The organism is Lentzea flava, assembly GCF_014648475.1.
Taxonomy (GTDB): Bacteria; Actinomycetota; Actinomycetes; order Mycobacteriales; family Pseudonocardiaceae; genus Lentzea; species Lentzea flava.
In genome coordinates, this window is record NZ_BMRE01000005.1 from 182,254 (window position 1) to 197,899 (window position 15,646).

8 protein-coding genes are annotated in these 15,646 nt (G+C 69.0%); 2 read left to right on the forward strand and 6 right to left on the reverse strand.

Translation table 11 applies throughout. The features are described from left to right. Positions 1 to 59: 59 nt before the first annotated feature. From IEZ09_RS10245 to IEZ09_RS10270, 6 genes are all read right to left on the reverse strand, one after another. Positions 60 to 1,982 carry a beta-galactosidase gene (locus tag IEZ09_RS10245; protein WP_189253385.1) on the reverse strand — a complete coding sequence of 641 codons (1,923 nt, stop codon included), beginning with the start codon at positions 1,980 to 1,982 and terminating at the stop codon, positions 60 to 62. 545 nt (positions 1,983 to 2,527) lie between these two features. Continuing rightward, the gene (locus IEZ09_RS10250) at positions 2,528 to 3,658 is read right to left on the reverse strand and encodes an HNH endonuclease signature motif containing protein (protein ID WP_189253386.1); all 1,131 of its coding nucleotides are present in this window, start codon (positions 3,656 to 3,658) and stop codon (positions 2,528 to 2,530) included. Between the two features lie 310 nt (positions 3,659 to 3,968). Beyond that, positions 3,969 to 6,230, reverse strand: coding sequence for a cellulase family glycosylhydrolase (locus IEZ09_RS10255; protein ID WP_189253387.1), 2,262 nt, complete (start codon positions 6,228 to 6,230; stop codon positions 3,969 to 3,971). A 146-nt stretch (positions 6,231 to 6,376) separates the two neighbouring features. Next, positions 6,377 to 9,088 (reverse strand): immunoglobulin-like domain-containing protein, encoded by a 2,712-nt coding sequence (locus tag IEZ09_RS10260; protein WP_189253388.1) that lies wholly within the window; start codon positions 9,086 to 9,088, stop codon positions 6,377 to 6,379. 152 nt (positions 9,089 to 9,240) lie between these two features. Continuing rightward, entirely contained in the window at positions 9,241 to 10,494 is a 1,254-nt protein-coding gene (locus IEZ09_RS10265) for an ABC transporter substrate-binding protein (RefSeq protein ID WP_189253389.1), read from the reverse strand. 47 nt (positions 10,495 to 10,541) lie between these two features. Continuing rightward, positions 10,542 to 11,645 (reverse strand): ROK family protein, encoded by a 1,104-nt coding sequence (locus IEZ09_RS10270; RefSeq protein WP_189253390.1) that lies wholly within the window; start codon positions 11,643 to 11,645, stop codon positions 10,542 to 10,544. Between the two features lie 188 nt (positions 11,646 to 11,833). Here IEZ09_RS10270 and IEZ09_RS10275 point away from each other — a divergent pair, with 188 nt between their 5' ends. Together IEZ09_RS10275 and IEZ09_RS10280 are read left to right on the forward strand one after the other, a co-directional pair. Then, positions 11,834 to 14,140, forward strand: coding sequence for a glycoside hydrolase family 95 protein (locus IEZ09_RS10275; protein WP_189253391.1), 2,307 nt, complete (start codon positions 11,834 to 11,836; stop codon positions 14,138 to 14,140). Positions 14,141 to 14,326: 186 nt separating this feature from the next. Beyond that, positions 14,327 to 15,622, forward strand: coding sequence for a jacalin-like lectin (locus tag IEZ09_RS10280; protein WP_189253392.1), 1,296 nt, complete (start codon positions 14,327 to 14,329; stop codon positions 15,620 to 15,622). Positions 15,623 to 15,646 lie beyond the last annotated feature (24 nt).

A 15,646-nucleotide genomic window follows, 5' to 3' on the forward strand; every position in this document is an offset into this window, starting at 1 on the left:
TACGTGCACCGCGAGGTTTCGGCTCAACTGTGATTTCCGCGTCACAGGCTGTTAAGGAATCACACCTCGTTCGGGTAGAAAGCGCTTTCCGGAGGCGCCGTGAACACCACCCGGCCCGCACCGGGAGGCAACGTGAGGTGACCGGCCACGCTCTCACCGGTGAGCAGCTCGGTTCCCGTCGCCGGGACCAGCTCGGTCCCGCGGCTGTGGTTGATCGCGAACAGGTGCCTGCCCCGCTCCACCACCTCGACGTCACGGGGCAGGTCGCGCGAGGAGATCCCGGCCTCCGCGCACGCCGCCAGCAGCACGGCGTCGAGCCCGTCCTCCCCGAGGCAGGTCGACACGTACCAGGCGCTGCCCCTCCCGAACGGATGCCTGGTCACGGCGGGCGACCCGGCAGCGGGGCCATCCACATAGGACCACACCGCCGCCGCACCCCGCGCGGTCACGACCTCGGCCCACACACCGCCCGTCGTTCCGCCGTCCAGCCGCACCCGTTCGCCCGCGCGCAGTGGCGTGAACTCCTCCACCGTCAGGCCCAGCACCTCCCGCAACGCGCCGGGATGCGGCCCGTCGTGGACGGTGTCGTGCTCGTCGACGATCCCGGAAAAACACGACACGACCAGGACGCCGCCTTCCTCGACGTAACGGCGCAGGTTCGCCGACGCGGCCTCCGTCATGGAGTACAACGCGGGCACCACGACGAGCGCACAACCGCTCAGATCGGCTTCCGGGTGGGCGAAGCCGGCGGTGAGGTGCAGGTCGTAGGTGGCGGCGAACCAGGCCTCCGCTCGCTCGCGGGCGTCGATCTCGGCGCCCCGTTGCGCCCACCACGACTGCCAGTCCCACAGCAGCACGACGTCCGCCTCGACGTGGCTGCCGCGAAGTGCGGCGAGTAATCCGAGATCCCGGCCGAGCCGCACGACCTCCTGCCAGACCCGGCTCTCCGTGCCGGCGTGCGGCAGCATCGCCGGGTGGAACTTCTCGGCACCGAACCGGGAAGCACGCCACCGGGAGAACATCGCGCCGTCCGAGCCGCGGGCGACGTGCGCGAGGCTGGTGCGCTGCCCGTTCACCGCGCTCGTGGAGCGTTCCAGCGACAGCCACGGCCGCCCGTCCGCCAGCGAGCGCGTGAGATCGGCGGCCATCGCGAGGTGCACGTGGGGCCGCTCCGCCCCGGCGGCCGGGTGGTGGCCGTTGGTGACGACGTCGACCTCGCGCGCCCAGGCCCAGTAGTCGACCGACTCGCACCCGGACAGCGCCACGTGGAAGGTCGTGGTGACGGGAACCCCGGGCGACGCCTCGCGCAGGACGTCCCGCTCCCGTTTGAAGTTCGCGAGCATCGCCCCGTCGGTGAACCGGACCCAGTCGAGCTGCTGGGCCGGGTTGCGCGTGAGCCGTGGTGGCCGCACCTGCTCGAAAGAGTTGTAGGTCTGCCCCCGCACGCTGGTGCCCCAGGCCTCGTTCAGCTCCTTGACCGTCGTGTAGCGGTCGACCAGCCAGCGGCGGAACGCGGCCGCCGCGAGATCGCAGTCGCAGGCGCCGCGCTCGGTGTGCACGTTCCACATCGCCAGCGCGGGATGTTCGCCGTAACGACGGGCCAGCTTCCTGGTGATCGACACCGCGGCCTGCTGATAGGCGGGCGCGTGGTGGCAGACCGTGCCGTCACCGCTCACCGGCAGCGCCATCGGGAACTTCGCGAAGAACCAGGCGGGCGGCACGACCGCGGGAGTGCCGAGGCTGACGCGGATCCCGTTGCCGTGCAGCAGGTCCAGCAGCCGATCCAGCCAGCCGAAGTCGTACCGGCCCGGCTCGGGTTCGAGCAGTGCCCACGTGAAGGCCCCGATGCCGATCATCGTCACCCCGGCCTCGCGCATGAGGCGGACGTCCTCCTGCCACACCGGCTCCGGCCACTGCTCGGGGGTGTACTCACCGCCGTACGCCAGTGCTTCCAACCCGATCGGCCAGTGCCGCCGCTCCATCCGCACTCCTGTTCGTCAGCTCGAGCAGAGGGACCCTAGCCGCGCACTGACTTCGTTCTCCAGCAACGGCACGGAATTCTCCCCATTGATCACCAACCGATGTACCGGGCGAAAGTGCGGGCCAGGCCTGTCCGCACACCTGGATTTGGCGGCTTCGCCGACCCGGCACATGCCCTCCTTCGTCGGGCGTGTGCCGGACCGAATTTCTGTGGCTGGGTTGCGTGAGTGGTTGCGGGGCGTGGCCGGGTGGTGTGCGGCAGGCGTCGGTTGCGTGGGTGGTCACCAGGGCGCGGGTTGCGTTTTGGAGATGTGCCTTGGGAGTTTTGGCTGCCGGTCGCGTAGGTGGTCGCCAAGGCGCGGGTTGCGTTCCACAGATGCGCCTTGGGATTTCCGCTGCCGGTCGCGGAGGTGGTCGCCACGGGCGGGGATTTTCCCTTGTGGGATCTGGGTTGTTCGGCTTCCGGTTTGGGTGAGGGGTCGCCGAAGAGGGCTGCGATCCGGAGGTTTCCCTGGGATCGCAACCCGGCGTGGCCGGTGGCCGTGGGCTAGAACGGTGGTGGGTCGTCGAAGACCGGCTCGGGTTCGCGCCGGTAGGTCTTCCCGGCCGGGCTGCGGAACTGGAACCTGCCGGGCGTGGGCTGGCCGACTTCCCAGGCCGTGCGGTGCTTGACCTTGTGGTGGTAGCCGCAGAACGCGCCGAGATTGGCCTCCGACGTCGGCCCTTGCGGGAACGGCACCGTGTGGTCGAGCTCGGACTTGTGCGCGGGCCGCATACAACCCGGGAACCGGCACGTCCGATCCCGCACCCACACAAACCGCCGCAACTTCGCCGGTGGCCGGTAGGTGCTGGTGCCGAACTCCAGAGCCTCGCCGGTGACCGGATCGGTCAGCAGGCGCCGCCAGGTCGCGTCCGCGGCCAGCTCCCGCGCCAGGTCGGCGGTGATCGGACCGTACCCGGCCAACTCCCCCGGCTGCTCCGACAAGCCCATCAGGGTGGCCGCCGAGACGGTCACGTACAGCTCGACCTTCACCGCGCTGGTCTTGTCCGGCGTGGCCAGCAACAAATCCGCCACCACATCCGCGCGGACCTGATCCAGCGTCCGGGGATCCTCGGCGGTATAGACGCCGCGGGCGATGGTGTCGACGCGGTCGTAGCACGCCGCCGCCCGCTCCAGCGGCAGGTAGGCCCACAACCGCGCCATCTGGTCGGCCTGCGGGTCGATGCCGGTGCAGCGCTGGGCCTTGCGGACCTCCGCCCGGTCCCGGTGGCCGTCCGGGTCGACGCGCATCACCACCCGACTGGCCAGCCGCCGCACCTGCGCACCCGTCCTGCCCTCGGCCTTGGCCAGCACCCGCTCCTCCACCTGCGCCGCCAGATCCGCCGCCAGCGGCAGCGTCGAGTCGTGCAGCACCCGCGCCTTGTACAGGTCGATCTCACCCTTCTCCAGGGCGTCCAGCGTGCGCGGCAGCTTCGAGGCCAAATCCAGCGCCATAGCGATCTGGTGAGACGTCCAGGCCGAGGTCCAGTGCATCGCGGCGGCGATCTCAGCGTCGAAGAACTCCTCACCCTCACACGCGAGCACGTAATCCGCGAGAATCCGCAAACCCTGCGCCTGATGATAGGCGACCTGTTTCTCGTGATAGGCGAGAGCATCGAGAACCTCGACGACGTCCATACCCCAATTCTATTCGAGATCAAAAACAAAAAGAGACGAAGAGTGCCACACTATCGGGTGAAACCGCAGCTCAACCCCTATGGCACCGTATAGCAACCATCTCTCTCGACACGGCACGCAACCACTAGCAACCACACACGCAACAAGAACACAAACAAAGCAAAACGACCACGCCCCGCAACCACCTACGAAAACCCAGCTACAGAAATTCGGTCCGGCACACGCCCGACGAAGGAGGGCATGTGCCGGGTCGGCGAAGCCGGAAACGAACCCGGGACCGGCCCTGTCGCCAGGACCGGTCCGTGTTCGTTCAGCCGGTCGTGCAGATGCTTCCGTTGAGCGTGAACGACGTCGGCGCCGGGTTGGAGCCGCTGTACGTGCCGTTGAACCCGATGCTCACCGACGCGTTCGGTGCCAGCGTGCGGTTCCACGTCAGGTTGGTCGCGGTGACGTTGCCGCCGGTCTGGGCCCACGCGGCACCCCAGCTGGGCAGCGTGACCTTCTGGCCGTTCGCGAAGCTGAAGGCCAGGGTCCAGCCGTCGACCGCGCTGGTGCCCGTGTTCGTGATGGTCACGCTCGCGGTGAACCCGTTGCCACCGCCCCAGTTCTGCGGCGAGTACCCGACCTTGCAGGTGCCGGGGCCGCCGCCCGCGCTGGTCGTCGCCGTCCCGATGGCGGAGTTCGCCGAGACGTTTCCGGCGGCGTCCCTCGCCCGCACCTGGTAGCGGTAGGTGGTCGACGGGGTCAGGCCGCTGTCGGTGTAGGCCGCCGACGCCGACGAGCCCACGAGCGCGAACGACCCGCTGCCCACCGCGCGGAACACGTCGTAGCCGGTGACACCGACGTTGTCCGTCGACGCCGCCCAGGTCAGCGTGAGACCGGTGGACGTCACGGCCGATGCGCTCGGAGTGCCCGGTGTGGACGGTGGCGTCGTGTCGCCACCACCTCCGCCGCCGAAGATGGTGGCCTCCTTCGACGTCTGCCGGACACCGTTGGCTCCGTTGAGGAACCGCTCACCCCACGGCGTGAGGCTCGCCGGGTTGAAGGAGTTGGTCATGTCGAGGTAGGCGACATCGCTGCTGTTGCCGCTCCACGACCAGCCGATGTACCCGAGCCCGCGCGCCTGGGCCTGCGCCATGATCGTGGCCTCGTCCGGGTCTCCGTCGGAGTGGTTGTGCCCGAACTCCCCCACCACCAGTGGCAGGCCGGCGGTCTGGAACGCGTCGAAGTAAGCGTTGACCTTCGCCGCGGTGTTGTAGACGCCGTACATGTGGACGGAGAACACCGTGTTGCGCTGCGGATCCGCGTTCAGCACCGCGGCCGCGTTGTCACGCATGATGTTCTGCCAGTCCTGGCCCCACATCGGCGCGTCGGCCATCAGCAGGTGCTGCAACCCCGCGCCGCGCAGGCGGCTGATCGCGCTGCTCGTCGCGGTCCTCCAGGTCGCACTCACCGACGCGTTGTTGCCGAACGGCTCGTTGCCCAGGTTGATGACGACATAGTCTTCCTGACCCTTGAGCGCGTTCGCCACGCTGATCCAGTAGGTCGCCGCCTGGTCGAGGGTCGCCGCACCGCTTTGCTCTCCGTAGCCCGTGGTGTCGTGGACCTCAAGCACACAGATCATCTTGTTCTGCTTGCACAGCGAGATGACGTTCGTGACCTCGGCAGCCGGGGTCGGTCCCCACCGCTGGCCGCTGCCGAGCACGACCCGGACCGTGTTGGTGCCGAAGGACTTCATGTCCGCGAACGCCCTGTTCTGGGTCGGGTACCAGACGTAGGCGTGGTTCACGCCGCGCATCACGAACGGGGTGCCGTTGGCCTCGACGACCCGCGTGCCCTCGACGTGCAGGCCCACCGCCGGTGTGCTGCCGCCGCCCAGCGCCGCGACCACCGCGGGGTACCAGCGGCTTTCCATCTTCTGGATGCCGGTGGTGCTGTTGGGGTGGACGCCGTCCGTGGTGTCGGCCGCGGTGTCGAACCCGGTCCACTGGTCGACGACGGTGATCGGCGAGGCGGCGGTGCTGTTCGCCTGCGCCCAGCCGGGAATCGCCGCGTTCAGGTCGACGACCCGCTGTCCGCACGCGGAGCAGTTCGCCGGGTTCATCGGGATGATCTTCGCGACGATCAGCTTGATCGCCGGGTTGCTCGCCCTCATCTGGCCGAGCATCGTGCTGTAGGCGTTGAGGATCGTCTGCGCCGGGATGTTGTTCCAGACGTCGTTGGTGCCCAGGTGCATCAGCACGACGTCCGGACGCGCCGACGACAGCCAGCCGGGAAGCTGGTTGTCCCGCACGATGTTCGTCGCGAGGATCCCGCCGTGACCCTCGTTGTCGCCGTCGTAGGTGAACCCGCACCCCGGCGCCGGGAGCGAGCCGACGAAGTCGACGTCGGCGTGCCCGGTGTCCTGCAGGTGTTTCCAGAGCAGTGCCCGCCAGCAGCCCGGCGAGCCGGTGATCGAGTCGCCGAGGGCCATGATTCGCGTGGGCGCCGCGGCGTTCGCGGCGGGAGCGAGGAGGACGGTGGCGGCCAGCAGCACGCCCGCCACCACCGCTCGGAGTGTTCGCCAGGTCATACGACCTCCTGAGGAAAGGTCCGCCAGTGCACCCCGAATTCTGGGAGCGCTCCCAGATGCGGGCGTACCGCCGACTGGCGCACGGCGTGAACCTGTCCGATCCGGACAACCCGCTGACATCGCATTGTCCGGCAGGACAAGCCTTCTCAGCGCTGACCGGTCTCCTGCGGTGTCAGCACCCGGTTCCACACCGTCAGCCTGCGCATCTTGCCCTTGAAGTACCTGCCGCCGAATTCGTGCGGCATCGTTGTCACACCGTCCACTCGCGCGAATTCGACGCCGTTGTCGAACAAGCGCACGGTGCCGTTCGACAACGTGTACGTGATGGTGTGCCAATCGCCGCGCGGCAAGGCGTGCTGGGTTCCGAGGTCCCACAACGAAGCCGATGCCCTGTCGATCCACACCTGCGCGGAGACGGTCATCGCGTCGAGCCCGGCCGTGAGGTTGTCCGGCAGGTCGAGATGACCGTCCGTGCCCCCGAAGACGAGCCCGGCCGGTGAGCGGCTGACGTCGCCGCGAATCGTCGCGGTGCGGCCGAATCCGGACCGATCGGCGATGGCCGCACCGGTTCCCCCGGTCAGGTCGTAGTCGGCCACGACACCCTTCTTGTTCGCGCGCACCGGTGGCGGGCCCTGCCGCAGCCGGTCGAGCTCGGCCTTCGACACCGGCAGCACCGTGCCGTGCCGAGGTTTCGCGGGCAGCCGGTAGTCCGCCGGGATCGTCCAGTTCGGGTTCGCCAGGGAGTCGGTGACGAACGGGAGATAGCCGCGGCGCGGTGTCTCGTCCATGAACACGTAGAACTTGCTGCCGTCGTTGGACCTGAACGCCGTCGGCCCCTCGACCCAGTCGGTGCCGAGCCCGGTGCGGATGCAGTCGTCGACGGGCTCCCAGTTGCGCGGCTGGGTACCGGGCAGGTCGACCGCCCGCAGGTCCTTCGAGCGCTCCAGCACGATGTCCCGCTGGCACGACCCGATGACCTTCTCGTCGGTGGTGAGCCGGTAGTAGTACTCGCCGTCCTTGATGACGGTGGAGTCGATCACGCCGCGGCCGGGGTCGTTCCAGACCTGCGGGCGGGTGAACGTGCGGAAGTCGCGGGTCGTCGAGTACATCATCCGCGGGTACGTCGAGCCGGTGTGGTCCGGATCGGTGTACACATTGGACGCCCAGTACACGACGTAGGCGCCGATCAACGGGTCGTAGGTCGCTTCGGGAGCCCACGTCATGCCGGCCGTCGGGTCCGACACCAGGACGTGCCGCTGCTCGGACCACGTCACGAGGTCCGTCGACTCCCAGATCTCCAGGTACCTGCTGCCGTGCCTCATCGCGGCGTCCCAGCCGCGGCCGTCGTTGATCTGCAGGTCGGTCGCGACGAGGAAGAACCTGTCGCCCTCCTGACTGCGGACGAGGAACGGGTCGCGCACGCCGGTCTCGCCGTGCTTCGACCTGAGCACCGGACGGCCGCCGTTGAGCTCGTCCCAGTGCAGCGGGTCGTCGCCCCTGCTCACCGCGAAGTGCACCTGCTCGCTGTCCTGGGTGGCCTCGCCGGTGAAGTACGCGAACACGTACCCCTCCATCGGTGCCTTCTTCGGCAGCGGGAGGACGGTGAGCGTGAAGTAGCGGGTGTTGCCGGCGTAGCCCTTCGTCGCCCTCACCGAGAGACGGGCGATGCGCGGCTTCGACCCGGCGGGCGGCCTCGTCACCTCGCCCGTGGCGGTGACGACGCCGGGATCGTTGCTCTGCCAGGTGAACGTGACGTCACGGGCACCCTTGGCGGGCAGCGTGATGTTGCCGCGGATCGCGTCCTGGTCGTGGATCACGAGGTCCTTCAACGCGTTGTCGACCTTCTGGCGGTCGGTGATGTCCTCCAGCACGGTCACGGTGAAGTCGCGCGTCGCGGTGTACCCGGCGTAGGTGGCGGTCGCGGTCAGCGTCACCGTCGCGTTGCCCGTGCGAGGTGCGGGACGGGTGACGACACCGGTCGGCGAGACCACCGAGGGCTTGCTCGACTCCCAGGAGATCGCCGAACCACCCGCCGCTCTGGCCGGCAGCGTCAGGTCCTCGGTCACGGCCGAGGTGTCCCCCAGGCCGAGCGCAGCGACGTCGGCGGCTGGCCGTCCCGACGCCGTGGTCTTCCCCAGCTCGCGCGCCTCTCCCGCGCTCAGCGCACGGCCGTAGAGCCGGAAGTCGCGGAGCTTGCCCTTGAGGTGGCGGTCGGACGGGTAGACCGAGCGGCCCAGGTAGTTGGCCGTGGTGGTGCCGCCGCCGATGGCACCGGGAGTGGTCGTCACGCCGGTCTTCCTGGCGACCTCGACGCCGTCCTCGTAGAGGATCGCCGTGCCGCCGCCCAGCGTGTAGGTGATCGTGCGCCAGCTGCCGCGCGCGAGGTCGCGTCCACTGTCGACGGTCTGCTCGGTCGACCAGTTGCCGCTCGCAATCGAGGCGCGGAACCGGGTGCCCGTCGCGAACAGGTAGCCGTTCCCGGTGTTGTCCAGCGTGTTGCCCAGGCCCCAGACGAAGTACGGGACGGACTGGTCGGCCGCGAGCTCGACCTGGACCGAGACGGTGACGTCGGTGAGCCCGCGCAGCACGTCGTCGGGCAGGCGCACGTGACCGTTCGTGCCGCCGAGCAGGAGACCCTCCGCACCCAGCCAGGTGGTGTCGCCGCTGACCGTGCCGTCGCGGCCGAAGCCGGACGTGTCGATCACCGCGGCGCCGGAGGTCTGGGTGAGGTCGTAGCGCACCACCAGGCCGTCGTCGAGCGTCGCGGCCGAGCTGGTCGTGACCGACATCGCGAGGCCGCCCGAGGTGAGGGCGACGGCGAGGAGGGCCGAGGTGAAGGTGAGATGACGGAAGGACATGCCGGCCTTTCCCGACGAGCGCGCGAAGACGCTCGGAGCAGGGTGAAAAGGGGAGCACGCGGACAGTCCCGGAAGTGAGCGCCAACATAGCCGCGACTCGATCGATCGTCAATGGAACCCGGTGGGCGGGGCGGACCCCGCCCACCGGGCCGTCATTTGCCCAGGTTCTCCAGTGACCGCTGGGCTGCCGCCAGGCCGTCCTTCGGCGTGACGGCACCGTCGCAGATCTCGCCGATGATCGTCCCGAACACCTTCTGCATGCTGCCCCACTCCGGCGTCATGGGCGGTGTGAACGCGAACTGGGCGGACTGCTTGAACGCGTCCATGCTCACGCCGCCGATCGACCACGCGGGACGCAGGAAGTCGTCGCTGTCCTGCACCTCGCGGTTGGCGGGAGCGTCCTGTCCGGTGGTGGCGATGGGTTTCTGGCCCTCTGCGCTCGTCAGGAAGTCGAGCACCTTGAACGCGAGCTCCGGACGCGTGCTGGACTTCGTGATCGCGAGGCCGCTCTGGAACGAGATCGTCGCCTGCTTGGTGTTCCTGAACAGCGGCGAGATGCCCCAGCGCACCTGCGGCTTGTCCTTGAGCGAGGCGATGTTCCAGAAGCCGGTCATGATCATGGCCGCGTTGCCCTGGGCGAAGAGCTGGTCGGGGCTCGACACCTTCAGCGCCTCGTAGTCCTTTTTGGACGGAGCGACGTGGTGCTTGTGCACGAGGTCGGCGTAGAACTGCATCGCCTTGGCGTTCTCCGGCGAGTTGATCACCGGCTTGCCCGCATCGTCGAGGATCCGGCCGCCGTTCTGCAGCATGAACGCCATCCACCACGGCCACCAGTCGCCCGCGGCGAAGCCGTACCGCATGGTCCTGTCACCGTCTCTGACCGTCAGCTTCTGCGCGGCGGCCAGGAAGTCCGGCCACTTCCAGTCGGCGGTGGGGTAGGCGACGCCGTCCTTGTCGAAGAGATCCTTGTTGTAGTACAGGACCATCGGCCCGCTGCGGTCCGGCAGCGCCCAGGTCTTGCCGTCGCGGTCGTAGGAGCGCGCGGCCCGCTCGCCGAACCTCCCGACCAGGTCCAGCTTCTCGGTCTCGATGAAGTTGTTCAACGGCAGCAACTGGTTCTTGCTGCTGTAGCTGTGCACGGACTCGTTGACCTCGATGATGTCGGGCGGGTTGCCGTCCGAGATCATCTTCTGGATGGTCGAGCCGTAGTCGCCGTCCTTGATGTGCATCAGCTTGACGTTCACGCCGTTGACGCGATCACTCGCGAGATCGGCGCGTTGCTGGTAGGTCTTGGCGTCCTGGTCGCTGCCCCACACGGCGACCGTCACCTGAGGTTCCGGCACCGACGCGGGTGCGCCGGTGGCCGTGCACGCGGAAACGACCAGACACGCCACGATTGCGGACATGGCTCTGAACGGGCGGTGTTGCCCCATCGATGGATCCCCTCGGAAGTTCAGTCGAGCAGGTGTGTTTCGAAGGCGAGCACGGCCATGCCGAGGGACACCGGGTTGCCCAGGTGCCCGCCCAGCGCGGCGGTCGCTGCTTCGAACGGGGTCGCGAGCGCGTACTCCTTGATCACCGGGGTGACCGCTGACACGAGAGGCTCTCCGAGTGCGGCGCCGACCCACCCGCCGAACACGATCAACGCGGGGTCGAGCAGCGTGACCGCGCCTGCGAGCGCGTGACCGAGGGGACGGGCGAACTTCTCGAGCGTCTCCAGCGCCGCGGAGTCGCCTCGTCGCACGGCTTCCGCGAGCCGTGCCACCGACGCCTCCACGTCACCGGGCACGAACAGCGGGCCGCCTTCGAGCAGACGCACCAGCGCCTCCGCCCCGGCGTACGCCTCCACGCACCCGCGACCCCCGCAGCGGCACGGCTCTCCGCCGGCCTCGAGGACCGTGTGCCCCCACTCCCCCGCGCTGTTGGTCGCACCGCGCACCACCCGGCCGTCGGCCACCACTCCCAGACCGACACCGGTGCCCAGGTCGACCACGATCACGTCGTCCCGGTCGCGCGCCGCGCCGAACAACTGCTCGGCCAGCGTCAAGGCCTTCACCGGCTTGTCCAGCACCACCGGCACGTCACAACGGCGTTCGAGCAACGAGCGGAACGGGTGCTCCGGCAGGCTGACCCCGATCGCGCTGACCGGTGCCTCGTACACCTGCTGCCGGACGGCGGCGACGGCAGCCAGAACGTGCTCGACGACAGCGTCCGGCGCGCTCTCCACCACTGGCACCCGTTTCCGGGCCAGCCGCGCCATGGCCTGGTCGAACAACTCGACCGTCACGGACGTCCCGGCGACCTCCACCCCCACCACCAGCGAACCGCCGCCGCGCAACGTCAGCCGCGTGGCAGGCCGCCCGCCGGTGCGCGGTCCAGCCGTCTCCCTGAGGAAGCCGGCTTTCGTCAGCTCACCGACGATGGTGCCGATCGTGGCGACGGACAGGCCGAGCTGGTTCGCCAGCTCCAGCCGGGTCCTGGGTTCGCCACCGTAGAAGCTCCGCATGATCTCGACGCGGTGTGCCCGCCTGAGATCGCCCGAATGCCTCAGTCGCATGAACCTGTTCCTCGTACTGCGCTCCGATCGGGCACAGTACGTGATCTTCATTCTTTTTAGAAGGGGTTCTTTCAACGGTCAGCGGAAGTGTGATCGTGCCGCGACCAGGATGTTTGTACCGTCAAACGTAATGAGGGAGAGGTCCAGACCTCGCAACGCTCCGTGCACGACCGGCAGGATGGCGAACCATGGCGGATCCCGATCTGACGCTCTGGTACGACGAACCCGCGACCAGCTGGGAGGCGGAGTCCCTTCCCATCGGCAACGGCGCGCTCGGCGCGAGCGTGCTCGGCGGCGTCCCGGCCGAACTGCTGCAGTTCGCCGAGAAGACGCTGTGGACCGGCGGTCCGGGCTCACCGGGCCACGGCTTCGGCAACTGGACGTCCCCGCGACCCGGTGCCGTCGAAGAGGTCCGGCGTCGAATCGACGTCGACGGCAGCGCCGACCCGGAGTGGGTGGCAGGCGAACTCGGCCAGCCGAGGTCGGGGTTCGGTGCCTACCAGCCCTTCGGTGATCTCCTGTTGACGTTCGCGGCGGACGCGGTCACCTCGTACCGGCGCCACCTCGACATCGCGGAGGCCGTCGCCGGGGTCGGCTACACCTCCGGCGGTGTGCACCACACGCGGGAGTACTTCGCCACCGCGGTGGACGACGTGATCGTGGCGCGGCTGACCGCGGGCCGGACAGGCCGGATCAGTTTCACCGCAACCGTGCGCACGCAGGAGAACCGCACGGCGACGATCACCTCGCGGGACGGCCGCATCACGCTGACCGGCCACCTGAACGACAACGGGTTGCGGTTCGAGTCGCAGGTCCAGGTGATCAACGACGGCGGCATCCGCACCGACAACCCGGACGGTTCGGTGTCGGTGCGCGACGCCGACTCCGCGCTGCTGGTGCTGGCCGCTGCCACCGACTACTCCCCTCGCTTTCCCGCCTACCGCTCCGGCGTGCACCCGCGTCAAGCCGTCGCGCAACGGGTGGACCGGGCGGTGGCCAAGGGGTTCAAACGGCTGCGCGCCGACCACGTCTCCGACCACCGCACCCTGTTCGACCGCGTGCGGCTCGACCTGGGCCAGCAGATGCCGGACCTGCCGACCGACGAGCTGCTGCGCCGGTACCGCGACCCGAGCACCCCCGCCGCGCACCGCAAAGCGCTGGAGGCGCTGTACTTCCAGTACGGCCGCTATCTGCTCGTGGCCTCCTCACGGGCCGGGTCGCTGCCCGCGAACCTGCAGGGCGTGTGGAACAACTCCGCGACACCACCGTGGAACGGCGACTACCACACGAACATCAACCTGCAGATGAACTACTGGCCGGCCGAGACGACGAACCTGCCGGAGACCACGGCACCGCTGTTCGACTACGTGGACTCGCTGGTGCCACCCGGCGAGGTGACCGCGAAGGAGATGTTCGGCTGCCGCGGCTGGGTGGTGCACAACGAGACCACGCCGTTCGGGTTCACCGGCGCGCACGACTGGCCGACGGCGTTCTGGTTCCCGGAAGCGGGCGCGTGGCTCGCGCAGCACTATTACGAGCACTACCTCTTCACCGGCGACGAGGACTTCCTGCGGGCGCGGGCCTACCCGGTGCTGAGGTCGCTCGCCGAGTTCTGGATGGACGAACTGGTGACCGACCCGCGGGACGGCACTCTCGTGGTGAGCCCGAGCTACTCCCCCGAGCACGGCCCCTTCTGCGCGGGCGCGGCGATGTCGCAGCAGATCGTGCACGACCTGCTGACCAACACGGTCGAGGCCGCCACCACGCTCGGCGACCTCGGGTTCGCCCAGCAGGTCCGGTCCACTGTGGACCGTCTGGATCCCGGCCTGCGGATCGGTTGCTGGGGCCAGCTGCAGGAGTGGAAGAGCGACTGGGACGACCAGGAGGACACCCACCGGCACGTGTCCCACCTGTTCGCGCTGCACCCCGGACGGCGGATCACGCCACAAGGAGACCCGGAGCTGGCCACCGCGGCACGGGTGTCGCTCACGGCACGGGGCGACGGCGGCACCGGCTGGAGCAAGGCCTGGAAAATCAACTTCTGGGCCCGGCTGCTCGACGGCGACCACGCCCACAAGATGCTGGCCGAACTGCTCGCCACGAGCACGCTGGACAACCTGTGGGACACCCATCCGCCGTTCCAGATCGACGGCAACCTCAGCGCCACCGCGGGCGTGGCGGAGATGCTCCTGCAGAGTCACCGCGGCGTCGTCGACCTCCTGCCGGCACTGCCGCGGTGCTGGGACACCGGCTCCGTCACCGGCCTGCGGGCACGCGGCGACGTGACCGTCGACATCCGGTGGCAGAACGGAAAGCTGGTCCACGTCCGGCTCACGACCGGGCGCACCGGGACCTTGAGGGTGTCGAGCACGTTGTTCGAGAACCGCTTCGAGGTGCTCGACGCGCGGACGGGACGCGAGGTCGGGGTTCGCGGCACGGGCAAGGAGATCACCATCGACGCCACCGGCGGCACGACCTACGTGGCGTCGACCTGACCGGACCGCGAAGGCAACCGGGAGCTTGCGCGGAGATCACGAATCCGGCATGGCGCGGCCACTTCGTCGATTCGACGTCGAATTCGACCGGTTCCGGTGAAGCAAGGGCTTTGTGAACGCTCACAAAGCGTGGATCATCATGCCGCGTTCTCCTGTTGCGAACGCTCCGATCCTGCGAGGAGCAGCATGCGACGACTCACCCTGCTCGCCATCCCCGTCGTGCTGGCGACGCTCGTCCCGCCCGCCCACGCCGCCACCGGCGGCAGCTTCGAGGTGCTGACCTACAACGTGGCCGGTCTGCCGGAGGGGCTCTCGTCCGGCAACCCGGCGGTGAACACGCCGTTGATCAGCCCCCGCCTGGCGCCCTACGACATCATCAACGTCCAGGAGGACTTCAACTACCACGCGGCCCTGTACGCCGGCGACAACCACGCGCACCGCACGCCGACCAGCGGCGGTGTGCCGTTCGGCAGCGGCCTGAACACGCTGTCCCACCTGCCCTACAGCGACCTCGAACGCACGAAGTGGTCGTCCTGCAACGGCACGGACTGCCTCACGCCCAAGGGGTTCACGTACAAGCGGATCAGGCTGGCCGAGGGGGTGTACGTCGACCTGTACAACCTGCACCCCAACGCGGGCACCGAGAACGCCGACCTCGCCGCGCGCCGGTCGAACATCAGCCAGCTGTCGCGGTTCATCGCGGCGAACTCGGCGGGCAACGCCGTCATCGTCATGGGCGACACCAACACCCGCTACACCCGCGCGGAGGACAACATCCGCGAACTGGTCACCACCAACGGCCTGACCGACGCGTGGGTGCAGCTCGAACGCGGCGGCCAGGCACCGGCGGCGGGTGCCCCTGCGCTGGTGTGCGACCCGGCGGCGCTCACCGACTCGTGCGAGGTCGTCGACAAGATCCTGTACCGCGGCAACCGGCAGATCACGCTCACCGCGCGGGACTACCGCAATGACAACAGGGCTTTCGTGGACGCGCAGGGCAAGCCGCTGTCCGACCACTACCCGATCGCCACGAGGTTCGACTGGACCGCCGCCGACAACATCCGGCTGAGCGCCGAGCTGGGCGGCCCGCACGGCACCCCGTTCACCGACCTCGCGGCGGTCGACCTGGGTGCGGTGCGGTCGCTGACCCTGCGCGGCGGCAACCGGCTGGACCAGGTGTCGTTCACGCTCACCAACGGCACGACGTTCACCCACGGCGGCAACGGCGGCACGGCGACGACGCTCACCCTCGACCCCGGCGAGCACCTCGTGTCCGCGAAGCTGAGCCAGGGCAAGTACGAAGGCCACACCCGCGTGTTCTCGGCGGCGTTCACCACGAACCGGGGCCGCACGCTCTCGGCGGGCCAGGCGACCGGTGAGACGATCACCGTCACCGCGCCCGCCGGGTGGCGCATCGCCGGGTTCACCGGGCGGTCGGGCAACGAGGTCGACCGGCTCGGCGCGATCTTCGTGCCGGCCTAGACGACGACCGCGCTGCTCGGGCGC

What these genes read in the sequence shown, in the direction of transcription:
- IEZ09_RS10260 (WP_189253388.1), bottom strand. Translation starts at nt 9,088, where the DNA reads ATGTCCTTCCGTCATCTCACCTTCACCTCGGCCCTCCTCGCCGTCGCC.
- IEZ09_RS10250 (WP_189253386.1), bottom strand. Translation starts at nt 3,658, where the DNA reads ATGGACGTCGTCGAGGTTCTCGATGCTCTCGCCTATCACGAGAAACAG.
- IEZ09_RS10255 (WP_189253387.1), bottom strand. Translation starts at nt 6,230, where the DNA reads ATGACCTGGCGAACACTCCGAGCGGTGGTGGCGGGCGTGCTGCTGGCC.
- IEZ09_RS10245 (WP_189253385.1), bottom strand. Translation starts at nt 1,982, where the DNA reads ATGGAGCGGCGGCACTGGCCGATCGGGTTGGAAGCACTGGCGTACGGC.
- IEZ09_RS10265 (WP_189253389.1), bottom strand. Translation starts at nt 10,494, where the DNA reads ATGTCCGCAATCGTGGCGTGTCTGGTCGTTTCCGCGTGCACGGCCACC.
- IEZ09_RS10280 (WP_189253392.1), top strand. Translation starts at nt 14,327, where the DNA reads ATGCGACGACTCACCCTGCTCGCCATCCCCGTCGTGCTGGCGACGCTC.
- IEZ09_RS10270 (WP_189253390.1), bottom strand. Translation starts at nt 11,645, where the DNA reads ATGCGACTGAGGCATTCGGGCGATCTCAGGCGGGCACACCGCGTCGAG.
- IEZ09_RS10275 (WP_189253391.1), top strand. Translation starts at nt 11,834, where the DNA reads ATGGCGGATCCCGATCTGACGCTCTGGTACGACGAACCCGCGACCAGC.